Below are 11447 nucleotides of genomic sequence, written 5' to 3'. Positions count from 1 at the left end.
ATACGGCGTTCTTCCACGATCTGCCCGATGCCGCGAAAACCTACGCGATCGACGCAAAAGTTGCTCAGGCACACGGTATTCGCCGCTACGGGTTCCATGGCACCTCGCACGAGTACGTGTCGAGGCGGGCGGCCGAACTGCTCGGGCGGGAGCCGGAGGAGGTCTCGCAGATCGTCTTCCACCTCGGCAACGGCGCGTCGGCGTCGGCGATCCGCAACGGCAGGCCGATCGACACCACGATGGGCCTGACCCCGCTCGAAGGCCTGGTGATGGGTACTCGCTCCGGAGACCTGGACCCCGGCATCATCGCCCATCTGATGCGCACCGCGAACATGGACATCGACCGGGTCGATCAACTGCTCAACCGCAATTCGGGACTCAAGGGCCTGTCCGGCGTCAACGATTTCCGTGAACTGCGCAGGCTCATCGACGATGGTGATCCGGCCGCGCGGCTGGCCTATGACGTGTACATTCACCGGCTGCGCCGCTATCTCGGCGCCTACCTGGTCGAGCTCGGCGGGGTGGACGCGATCACCTTCACCGCGGGCGTGGGGGAGAACAGCCCAGACGTCCGCGCGGACGCGCTGGCCGGGCTCGAGCGGTTCGGGATCGCCGTCGATCCGGAACGGAATAGGGCGAAAGACCGCTCGGCGCGGTTCATTTCACCGGCCGGCGCCGAGGTTGCCGTGCTGGTAGTGCCGACGAACGAGGAACTCGCCATCGCCCGGGCGGCTCAGGCAGTCGTCGCCGAGCAATGGTAGGCGTGGCCGACGTGCCCGCCCGACGCAGCATGCGAACCTGCCGACGTGCTCAGAACCAGGTCTGCGCCCGGATGGCGTTGGCGAGATCGACCAGCGCGTAGCGATGGGTGCGGTTGGGGGAGATGCGGGCCAGGGTGCGCAGACCCGCTTCGGTGCCGTCGCGCAGATCGCGTTCGGTGAACGGCTCGCCCAGCAGCGTCGCGTCCGGGCGTTTCGGTGTGTGGCCGGCCTGCAACCAGGCCAGCGCGGTACCGAGCACCAGCAAGCGCAATTGCACCGCGCGGTGTTCGTTCGACGGCAAAGCCTGTACTCGGGCGGCCGCGAAATGCAGAGTGGTCTCATCGAGTTCGGCGGGCGCGGCAGCGGTCAGCAGGAGCAGGACGGCCGTCATTCGCGCGGTGGTGAAGTAGCGGGAGGTGGCAGGCACCTCGTCCAGGGCATGGACGGCGTCGTCGACCCGGCCTGCCGCGATCAGCTGCCTCGACAGGCCGAACGCCGCGCTCACCACCCCGTGGTCGGTGCGCCAGACGGTGGCGTAGAACTTCTCCGCGTACGCGCGCCACTGCTCCGGATCTGGCGAATCCCAGTGCTGTAGCACCAGTTCGGCGGTCGCCGCGAGCGCCAGCTTGGGCGCGATCTCACCGGGCAAGACATTCAGCACCGCATCGAAGCGGGCGAAGGCTTTCTCGAAATCGAGTTCGACCAGCTCGGCCAGGCCGCTGTACCAGTCGACGCGCCAATCCCGTGCGGCGGCCGGGATACCGGCGAGGACATGGGTGACGGCCGCCGGTTCGCCGCGATCCAGATGCACGCGTGCCTCCGCGAACCGCAGCTCCACCTCCAGATTCGGCGGTGCGTTGTCCGGATCGGCGGCGGCGCGCTCCCGCGCGTCGTCCAGTGCCTCGAGCGCGTGCTCCGGATCCGGGTGCACCGCGGCCGACAGCAGCGGCGCCGACGGATCGGCCGGGTCGACGACCGGCACCGGAAGCGCCAGCGCCACCTCGCGCGCGGACAGCTTCGTGCTGCGCGGAATGCCATCTGCGTAGGCGTCGGTTTGCCCCAGCAGTTCTTCGGTGCCGAACCCGGCCCGCTGTGGACTGAACACTGTGGACAGTTGTGGATGTTCGACACCCGTCTGCATCGCCAGGATCTCGCGCAGCACACCGGCCAGCTGCGCGGTCATGGCGCGGGCGGACGGGAATCGGTGAGCGGGATCCGGGTCGGTGGCACAGAGCAGCAGCCGGTAGAAGAACTCGTGCCGGGCCAGCACGGGATGGTCGGCCGGGTCGGGGATTCCGTCGAGGTAGCGGCCGTGCTCCATCGGCATGTCCACGGTGAGCACGGCCAGCGTGCGGCCGACGGTGTAGATGTCGGTGGCGACGGTCGGCCCGGTCTTGGCGATCTCCGGCGCCTGGAAACCTCTGGTGCCGTAGAGGTTTCCGTACGCTTCGATGGTGGCGACGGCGCCGAGATCGATGATCTTGACCTGATCTTCGGTCACCATGACGTTGTCGGGTTTGAGGTCGTTGTAGGTGAGGCCGATCGAATGCAGATGGTCCAACGCGGGCAGCACCTCGAGCACATAGGCGATGGCCTCGGCGATCGGCATCCGCTCGGGTCGTGGATAACTGTCGAGGATGTCGCGCAGTGACCGCCCGCCCACGTACTCCATGACGATGTAGCCGACGGTGGTGCCGTCCGAGCCGGTGTGCTCGACGAAATTGTGGATCTTGACGATGCTCGGATGCGCCACTTCGGCCAGGAACTGCCGCTCCGCCATCGCGACCGCCTGCGCCTCGGCGTCCTTGGCGTGCAACAGCCCCTTGAGCACCACCCATCGATCGCTCACATTGCGGTCGATCGCCAGATAGATCCACCCCAGCCCACCGTGCGCCAGGCAGCCCTGGATCTCGTACTGACCCGACACCATGTCACCGGGGTGCAGGGACGGGCGGAAGTCGAACGGCGCGCCACAGTTGTCGCAGGTTCCGACGGTGGTGCCCGGGTGCGTCGGCGTCGTGCGGCCCACCGGGGAACTGCATCGCCAGCAGAACCGCTTACCCTCCGCGACAACGGGATTCGACAGCACCGCCGCGCGCGGATCGGCCGGCTCCACCGTGGGAATCTCCACCAGCCCGGCGCCCAATTTGCGCACCGCGGGACGGGAGAGCGCGGTCCGCACGCTGCGGCCGGAGGTCCGCATGGTGGCGGCGGAATCGCTCGCCGGCGCGCGGGTGCGGCCGGGGGTCGCCTGGGTGCCGGGGAAAGCCTGGGTGCCCGGACCGACTTGGGTTCCGGGGGAAAGCTGGGTGTCCGGGCCGAGCCGGGTGTCCGGCGATTCCTGCGCAGCCGAATCCGGCCGCTCGTCTTCCTGCGGCAGGTCGGCCGCCGGACCGGCTACCGAAGTGTGTGCGGGCGTGACCATGGTGGTCGGCGCGGGTATCCCGCCCGGGACCGCCGACGGAGGTTGGTCACGCCTGCCGGTCTTGCGTGGTTCGTCGTCGCCGGGTTGGCCCGGTTCCTGGGCCGAGGGCGCTTGCGGGTCGAGTGGCGATGGGACGGGCCCGTCGAGTGGTGCCGACGTCAACGGCATCTGAGCCGTTGTGTCGAAAGGCCGAGGTGTCGCTCCGGTGTCGGCCTTCGCGTGACGCCCGCGGGTGGCGGACCGGCGCTGCGCGGGCCGGGTCGGTTCGGCATCCGCGGCAGCACGGCTGTCCGCGGCACTACCGGCGTCGATGGCATCGCCAGGTCCCGCGGCATCGTCGGATGTCGCGGGTTCGTCTGGGTCGACGCCGGTGTCGTGCATGGTCAGTCCTGGTAGACCGGTTCGGGTGGGCGCGGGGTTTCGCCGAGGACCGACAGCCAGCGGTCGTAGATACGGGTCCAGGTGCCATCGGTGCGGATGCGGGCCAGGGTGCGGTTGACGAAGCGGACCAGGTCGTCGTTGCCCTTGGAGATGCCGATGCCGTACGGCTCGTCGCTGATACTCGGGCCGACTATGTGGGTGTAGGGGTCCTGGGCGGCCAGGCCGGCCAGGATCGCGTCGTCGGTGCTGACGGCGTCGACCTGGCGCTGTTGCAGCACCACGAGGCAGTCGGCCCAGGTGGGAACGGTCAGGATGGTGGCCTTGGGCTCATAGCGGCGGATGTGGTCGACCGAGGTGGTGCCTGCCACCACGCAGACCCGCTTACCGGCCAGGTCCGCGAGGCTTTCGATACCGGAGCCCTTGACGGCGAGTACCCGCTGATGGGCGAGCAGGTACACCGTGGAGAACGAAACTCGTTGCCGCCGATCGCAAGTCACGGTCATGGTCTTGACCACGAGATCGACCGAATGCTCTTGCAGCGCCTTCTCCCGGTCGGCCGAGGACAGGCTGCGGTATTCGATCAGATCCGGGCTGCCGAGCAGATCACGGGCGACCTCCCTGGCGATATCGGCGTCGAAGCCGACGATGGCGCCGCTGATCGGATCCCGGAAGCTGAACAGATTGGAACCCGCGTCCAGACCGACCACCAGCCGACCACGGGCCCGGATGGCGTCGAGAGTCGGCCCGCTGGTGGCATTGTCGGGCCGCAGGCTCGCGGTCGGATCGCCGCAATCGGGTTCAGGTTTCGGCGACACCCTCGCGTCGGTCGCGATGGTGGCCGCTTGCGCGGGCAGCGGCGGCTCGGTGAAATCGATTCCATCGATGCCGGTGCGCGTGACCGGTTCGGCCGTACAGCCGCCGATCAGCGCGACCGCGGCGAAGACGAGCGCGGTACGAACGGTTTTCATCGATACTCCCGCAGTCGGGGCCAGATACCTAGGGCCACGCATGCCGCACCAAGTATGCCGAGAATCAGCGCGCCCGGGGCGAGGAAGTCCAGCACCCGCGCGCTCTGCGAGATGTCGTCGCGCAGATTGTCCCTGGTGTCGGCGATTCCGGAGGCCAGTGCCTGATCGAGCGCGTCCACCTGGGCGGCGGAGTCGTCGGCGCCCGGTCCGGTCGCCACCGCCGCGGCGGCGACGAAATCGCCGCGATCGAGTGCCTCGTTCATCCGTTGATGGGCGGCATGCCAACGGTCGAGGGCCGCACGGGCATCCGACGCGCCTGGGGCGTCGTCGGCGAGTAGTTCGGTGAGCCTGGTGCGGTTGGCGTCGTAGGTGAGGTCGTAATCGCCGGTGGCGTCGCGGCGCACCAACTTCAGGGTTTCCGCGGACCTGGCCTGCTGGGCCAGAATGCGGCTTTCGGTCAGGCGGTCGGCCGCTCGGGCGGCGTCATCGCGACCGCGGATCATCGCGGTGGCCGAGATGGATCCCGCCACCACCGTCCAGATCAGCAACAGCAGCACCGCGCCCGCGGCGAGCAGCAGACCGGGATTGAACGTGCGATGCCAGCGGCGAGCGAAATCGACTTGGGCCCAGATCAATCCGGCCAGTGCGAGCACGAGCAACGCGATCGCGATCCACGGCGGCCGGACATGATGACGTTGCGCGTCGTCGACCGCGTCGGAACGATGCTGCTGGAGTTCACCCGCCATCGGCAACAGCGTGGTCTGCATCTGGTTCGACGCTTCACTCAAATAGGCCGCGCCCACCGGATATCCACTGCGGTTGTTGGCTCGTGCCGTCTCGATCAACCCGGTGTACACCGGGAGTCCGGTCGCGATGCCGGTGCGCAACCGCTGGTCGGGGCCCTCACCGGACAGCGCGGCGAGTTCGGCCGCCGATTCGCCGACCGCCTGGCTGTAGCGGTCGCGCACATGCTGTGGTTCCAGCCCGCCGGAGATGAACGCGGTCGCCGCGGCGGCGTCGGCCACCGAGAGCGAGGTGTAGATGCGGTGGGCGGAGTGCGCGTCTGGTTCGGTTTCGACCAGCAGCACGTCGAGCCCGTTCTGGCGTTCATTGACCGTCGCCGCCGTCGTCGCGCCGGCGGCAAGGCACACCACGGGCCAGTAGTAGGCCGACCCCGATCAGCCGGCCCGGCGTGGACCGGGCGAAGGACCGTAGATTGGCCGGGTCGAGCTGCTCACGCATCGCCCGCACATGCGGACGCACCGGGAGCCGTCGCCCACTCCCGTTCGGCGGCTCGGAATCGGTCGCCGGCTCCAGTACCGCCGCCGCCCGATCCGCTGCCAACCGCGTCATGTCCACCTCCCCGCTCAGGGGCGCCTATTTGCGCTGTTTCGGAGCCTATTCTGTCTGGCCCCGTCCCGTGCGCCGACAACTCATCAGGTCTCGGTGACCGGCCGTCGACGTTGTTAACCGGCCAAGGTTAGTGCCCTCGAGCCGATGTGTGGGGCGTGTGGCCGATGTTGGGGGGCTTACGGCCGATCCCGGCCGGGTTCGCCGGGTGTCGCGCGGAGGCCGCCCACGCGAGGCGGCGCGTGCGGCACTATAGGGAGTGCCAGGTGACGAGGATGGTGCGAAATGCGTGGTGACGGCGACGGCTGGTCGCGCGGACCGGATGGGGTCCGCCACTGGGGAAAGTTCGGGGCTGCCGGTCTACTGCTGCGGGCGCCGCTGGCCGGCGGCGGCTCGGCGGTCTTGTTGCAGCATCGTGCCCCGTGGAGTCATCAAGGCGGCACCTGGGCGCTGCCCGGCGGCGCCCGCGACAGCCACGAGACACCCATGCACGCCGCGGTCCGTGAAGCCTGGGAGGAAGCCGGGATCGCCTCGACCGACCTGCGCGTGCGCGCCGAACGGGTGACGGCCTGCGCGCCTAGCGGGTGGACTTACACGACCGTCGTCGCCGACGCGGCGCACACATTGGCGACCAGCGCCAACCGGGAGAGCGTCGAGCTGGCCTGGGTGCCCGAAGACGAGGTGGACGCCCGCCCACTGCATCCCGGCTTCGCGCTGGCGTGGCCCGAACTGCGCGCCGTACCCGCCCGGGTCGACCTGGCCGGCATCGCCCAGGCGCCGGCCTTGGCCGCGGCCCTGCCCCGCACCGTCGACCTGGCCGAGCAGGGCTTCATCTGGTTGCACGCGGTCGCCGATGGGCCGGGCGACTTCGCGACGATCGTCGAGGGCCTGGCGGACCCGACCGACGCCGATCAGCCCGAACCCGCCCGGGCGCTGGCGTTGACCACGGGCCAGATCCTGTCCTGAGCGTCAAACGTTGGCGAGCAACGCCGCTTTCAACTCGCGGGCCGCGGCCTCGGGATCGCGCGCCTCGGTAATCGCCCGCACCACCACGACCCGATCGGCCCCGGCCGCCAGCACCTCGGTCAGGTTCTGCGTATCGATCCCGCCGATGGCGAACCACGGACGCGTCGGGTGCGCTTCGGCCGTGGAGCGGACCAGGTCCAGCCCGGCGGCTTGGCGGTTCGGCTTGGTCGGTGTGGCCCAGACCGGCCCGGTGCAGAAGTAATCGATGTGCTCGTCGATGGCGGCCAGCCCGGCCTGAGCGCGATTGTGAGTGGAGCGGCCGATCACCACGTCGGGGCCGAGGATGCGGCGGGCGTACCACGGCGGCAGATCGCCCTGGCCGAGATGTAGCACGTCCGCCCCCGCGGCGAGCGCCAGATCGGCCCGGTCGTTGACCGCGACGAGTGCGCCGTGCCTGCGGGCGGCGGCCTTCAATTCGGCGAGGGCACCGAGCTCTGCCTTGGCCTCGAGCGGGCCGAACTTCTGCTCGCCCGGTGACCCCTTGTCGCGTAGCTGGATGATGTCGACTCCGCCCGCGAGCGCGGCCTCGGCGAACTTGGCCAGATCGCCCTTTTCCCGCCGGGCGTCAGTGCACAGATACAACCGCGCGGAAGCCAGGCGCTCCCGTGGCGGCAGCGGTCGGTTCGGGTGGGAGGGTTGCACGCCTTCGACCGTAGCCGCGCTACCGTGGGTATGCGAACACGAGGAGGAACCGATGCCCACTCTGGCCGTCGTCGGTGGCGGCGCCATCGGGCTCGCCGCGGCATGGCGGGCCGCGGAGGCCGGGTGGACGGTCACCCTGTTCGATCCGGCTGTCGCTTCCGGCGCCTCCTGGGTTGCCGGCGGAATGCTGGCGCCGTTATCGGAGGGCTGGCCCGGCGAGGACGCCGTTCTCGCATTCGGCGCCGCCGCACTCGCGCACTGGCCCGCGTTCGCCGCGCGGCTCGAAGCCACCACCGGAACCGATGTGTACGTGGCCGAGCAGACCCTGACGGTCGCGCTGGACGCCGCCGACGCCGCTGACCTGCACACCATCGCCGATTGGGTCGGCGGACACGGCCACGACCTGCACATCCTGGACCGCGCGGGGGTACGTGCGCTCGAACCAGGACTGGCCCGCACCGTCCGGGCCGGCATGCTCGCCACCGCCGAACCCGCCATCGACAACCGGCTATTGCTCGGCGCGCTGCGGGTGGCCGTCGACGCCGTCGGGGTCGAAGTGCGGGCCGAAACCGTCGACGACCTCGACGCCCTGCCGCACGACCAGATCGTGCTGGCCGCCGGCGCTGCCTCGGCCGGGCTGTACCCGCGGTTGCCGGTGCGTCCGGTCAAGGGCGAGATCCTGCGGCTGCGGCATCGGCCGGGCGCCCAGCCGGTTCCGGGCCGGGTGATCCGGGCCCGGGTGCACGGCAGGCCGGTCTACCTGGTGCCGCGCGAGGACGGAATCGTGGTCGGCGCAACGCAATACGAGGCGGGCTTCGATGTGGCCGTCACCGTCGGCGGCGTCCGTGACCTGATCGCCGACGCCGAAGCCATCCTGCCCGGGATCGGCGAATACGAACTGGCCGAAGCGAATGCGGGTTCGCGCCCGGGCACCCCGGACAATCTGCCCCTGATCGGCAGGCTCACCGACCGGATCATCGCCGCCACCGGACACGGCCGCAACGGCATGCTCACCACCGCCATCACCGCCGACGCGGTGCTGGCCGAGTTGGCCGGCGCCCCACTGCCCGAGGTGGCTTCCGCTGATCCGCAACGCTTTTCGGCGCCGTCCGCGCCGGCTGTCTCATCCGCAGGAGGAGTTCGATGACCGCGATATCTGTGCCCATCGGTGTCACCGTGAACGGCCAGGACCACGAGTTCGCCGAACCGCTCACCGTGCGCGAGTTGCTCGCCCGGCTGGAGCTGCCCTGTCAGGGTGTGGCGCTGGCCGTCGACGGTGCGGTGTTCCCCAAGTCGCGCTGGGACGAGCCGGTCGGCCGCGGCTGGCAGATCGACGTGCTGACGGCGGTCCAAGGTGGCTGACCCGGTGGCCCCCGACGCTCCGCTCGAGATCGCGGGCAGGCAGTTCGGCTCCCGGCTCATCATGGGCACCGGCGGCGCCGAGAGCCTGGCCGTGCTGGAGGAGGCCCTGGTGGCCTCCGGCACCGAGCTGACCACCGTCGCCATGCGCCGGGTCGACGCGGCCGGCGGCACCGGCGTGCTCGACCTGCTGAAGCGCCTCGATATCGCCCCGCTGCCGAACACCGCCGGCTGTCGCACCGCCGCCGAGGCGGTGCTCACCGCGCAACTGGCCCGCGAAGCGCTCGACACCAACTGGGTCAAGCTCGAGGTCGTCGCCGACGAGCGCACCCTGCTGCCCGACCCGATCGAACTGCTCGACGCCGCGGAAAAGCTGGTCGACGCCGGTTTCGTGGTGCTGCCCTACACCAACGACGACCCGATCCTGGCCCGCAGGCTCGAGGAAGCGGGCTGTGCGGCGGTGATGCCGCTCGGCGCCCCCATCGGCACCGGTCTCGGCATCGGCAATCCGCACAATATCGAGATGATCGTGGCCGAAGCGGGCGTCCCGGTGATCCTGGACGCCGGGATCGGCACTGCGAGCGATGCCGCTCTTGCCATGGAACTGGGCTGCTCGGCAGTGCTGCTGGCGACGGCGGTCACCCGAGCCAGGCAGCCGGCGCTCATGGCCGCCGCCATGGCCGATGCCGTTCGCGCCGGTCGGCTGGCGCGCGAGGCGGGCCGGATTCCCAAGCGCTTCTGGGCTCAGGCGTCCTCGCCCGCCCTCGGCTGAGGATTCGACGGACGCCCAGCGCAAGCGGCCTCGTCGGCCGGCCCAGCGGGTGGCTTGTCGGCCGGTCGAGCAGGCTCGCACTGTCGATGTGCCCGTGCGTGGACCCACCCGAGCGGGACGAGCGCATCCTCGAGGCATGTCCGTCGACCACCCAGCAGACCCCGAGGCGCCCCCTGGGGCGTACCCGGGCACCAGATCATCCTCGAGGATGACCGATCGCAAGCCTTTATACCGACGCGCGCAGGCGCAATCTGCGCAATGCTGTAGGCATGATCGAACTGAAGGGCCTGACCAAGCACTACGGGCAGACCGTCGCGGTTCAGGATCTGACCTTCACCGTTCGTCCCGGACAGGTGACGGGCTTCCTCGGACCCAACGGCGCGGGCAAGTCGACCACCATGCGCATGATCCTCGGGCTGGACCGGCCGACCGCCGGAACCGCCCTGATCAACGGCAGGCCGTACCACGACCTGGAGCAGCCGCTGCGCGAAGTGGGCGCCCTGCTCGATGCCAAATGGGTGCATCCGAACCGCTCCGCGCGCGCTCACCTGCAGTGGATGGCCGCGTCCAACGGCATCCCGAAATCGCGGGTCGAAGAGGTGCTGCGGCTGGTCGGCCTCTCCGAGGTCGCCGGTAAGAACGCGGGCGGATTCTCCCTCGGCATGTCCCAGCGGCTCGGCCTGGCCGGCGCCCTGCTCGGCGATCCGCCGGTGCTGCTGTTCGACGAGCCGGTCAACGGCCTCGACCCGGAGGGCATCCTGTGGATCCGCCGGTTCATGCAGCGCCTGGCCGCCGAAGGCCGCACCGTGCTGGTGTCGAGCCATCTGCTCTCGGAGATGGCGCAGACCGCCGAACATCTGGTGGTGATCGGGCGCGGCAAGCTCATCTCGGATTCGACCACCCAGGAATTCATCGACCGCGCCTCCGAGTCGTCGGTGCGGGTGCGCAGCCCGCAGCTCGATCAGCTGCGCAGCATTCTCACCTCCAACGGCATGACCGTGCGCGAGGACGGCACCGGCCAGGACGGCCCCGCCCTCATGATCGCGGGCGTCACCAGTGACGCGGTCGGCAAGCTCGCGGGCGCGAACGACATCACGCTGTTCGAACTCGCGCCGCAGCGGGCCTCGCTGGAGGAGGCGTTCATGCGGATGACCGGCGGCGCCGTGCAGTACCACGGTGGCGGTGTCGGGACCGACGATCAGGTGATGGGAGGTGCGCTGTGATCGGCGTGCTGGAAGCGGAACGGATCAAACTGACCTCGACCAGGTCGCCGTGGTGGTGCTCGGTGATCGTCGTCGTGCTCGGCCTCGGCCTCGCGGCGTTGTTCGCGCTGGTCGTGCGCACGGCGGGGATCGACTCCGGCGAGGTGCCCTCGCTCGACATCGGCACCGTCACCGCGGGCGTGTCCGGGTTCGGCGTCATGGTCCTGATGATCATGGCCGCGCTCACGGTGACCAGCGAATACCGCTTCGGCGTCATCCGCACCACGTTCCAGGCGGTGCCCAACCGCAATCTGGTGATCCTCACCAAGACCGCGCTCGTCGGGTTCTACGGCGCAGTGCTCACCACGGTGCTCGCGTTCGGCGCGTTCCTGGTCGGCAAGCTGGTCGGCGGGTCCGAAGCCGCCGCCACCCTGGTGCTGGAAGGCAACTGGCGCACGATCTACGGCTTGCCCATCTACACCTTCCTGTGCGTGGCGCTGGCCATCGCGGTCGGTGTGCTGGTGCGGCAGTCGGCGGCGGCGATCTCGCTGATCGTGCTGT

Annotated in this window: 11 protein-coding genes; 7 read left to right on the top strand and 4 right to left on the bottom strand. The window is 69.8% G+C overall.

The genetic code is table 11. The features are described 5' to 3' along the window. Positions 1–761 (top strand): acetate/propionate family kinase (locus RJ05_RS24100; protein ID WP_036540931.1); only part of this gene is annotated, 761 nt, incomplete at its 5' end. Positions 762–810: 49 nt separating this feature from the next. Here RJ05_RS24100 and RJ05_RS24095 read toward each other — a convergent pair. The 3 genes from RJ05_RS24095 to RJ05_RS24085 form a co-directional block, all read right to left on the bottom strand. Beyond that, positions 811–3141, bottom strand: coding sequence for a serine/threonine-protein kinase PknG (locus tag RJ05_RS24095; RefSeq protein WP_373365080.1), 2331 nt, complete (start codon positions 3139–3141; stop codon positions 811–813). A gap of 428 nt (positions 3142–3569) precedes the next feature. Beyond that, positions 3570–4535, bottom strand: coding sequence for a glutamate ABC transporter substrate-binding protein (locus tag RJ05_RS24090; RefSeq protein ID WP_036540928.1), 966 nt, complete (start codon positions 4533–4535; stop codon positions 3570–3572). After that, complete coding sequence (locus tag RJ05_RS24085) at positions 4532–5689, bottom strand: GlnX family signal transduction membrane protein (protein ID WP_255220955.1); 1158 nt, start codon at positions 5687–5689, stop codon at positions 4532–4534. Before RJ05_RS24085 ends, RJ05_RS24090 begins: the two co-directional genes overlap by 4 nt. A gap of 481 nt (positions 5690–6170) precedes the next feature. On the opposite strand from RJ05_RS24085, the gene RJ05_RS24080 reads away from it, so the two are divergent. Next, positions 6171–6851: an NUDIX hydrolase gene (locus tag RJ05_RS24080; protein WP_036540925.1), complete on the top strand. Its 681-nt coding sequence runs from the start codon at positions 6171–6173 to the stop codon at positions 6849–6851. 3 nt (positions 6852–6854) lie between these two features. On the opposite strand, the gene thiE is transcribed toward RJ05_RS24080, so the two are convergent. Further along, complete coding sequence (gene thiE / locus RJ05_RS24075) at positions 6855–7553, bottom strand: thiamine phosphate synthase (protein ID WP_051016855.1); 699 nt, start codon at positions 7551–7553, stop codon at positions 6855–6857. Positions 7554–7605: 52 nt separating this feature from the next. Between thiE and thiO the strand changes: the two genes are divergently transcribed. From thiO to RJ05_RS24050, 5 genes are all read left to right on the top strand, one after another. After that, the gene (gene thiO / locus RJ05_RS24070) at positions 7606–8700 is read left to right on the top strand and encodes a glycine oxidase ThiO (protein WP_036540923.1); all 1095 of its coding nucleotides are present in this window, start codon (positions 7606–7608) and stop codon (positions 8698–8700) included. After that, positions 8697–8915 carry a sulfur carrier protein ThiS gene (gene thiS / locus RJ05_RS24065; RefSeq protein WP_036540921.1) on the top strand — a complete coding sequence of 73 codons (219 nt, stop codon included), beginning with the start codon at positions 8697–8699 and terminating at the stop codon, positions 8913–8915. Before thiO ends, thiS begins: the two co-directional genes overlap by 4 nt. Continuing rightward, a complete protein-coding gene (locus RJ05_RS24060) occupies positions 8908–9684 on the top strand; it encodes a thiazole synthase (protein WP_081597499.1) in 777 nt (258 codons plus the stop codon). Before thiS ends, RJ05_RS24060 begins: the two co-directional genes overlap by 8 nt. 269 nt (positions 9685–9953) lie before the next feature. Then, positions 9954–10907 (top strand): ABC transporter ATP-binding protein, encoded by a 954-nt coding sequence (locus RJ05_RS24055; RefSeq protein WP_036540919.1) that lies wholly within the window; start codon positions 9954–9956, stop codon positions 10905–10907. Then, positions 10907–11447: ABC transporter permease (locus RJ05_RS24050; RefSeq protein ID WP_036540916.1), on the top strand; the 541-nt coding region annotated here is incomplete at its 3' end. The genes RJ05_RS24055 and RJ05_RS24050, both read left to right, overlap by 1 nt.

Origin of the sequence: Nocardia cyriacigeorgica NBRC 100375, assembly GCF_000308555.1 — a bacterium.
Taxonomy (GTDB): Bacteria; Actinomycetota; Actinomycetes; order Mycobacteriales; family Mycobacteriaceae; genus Nocardia; species Nocardia cyriacigeorgica.
The sequence above is the reverse complement of the archived record's forward strand: the minus strand, read 5'-3'. Positions and strand labels throughout refer to the sequence as shown.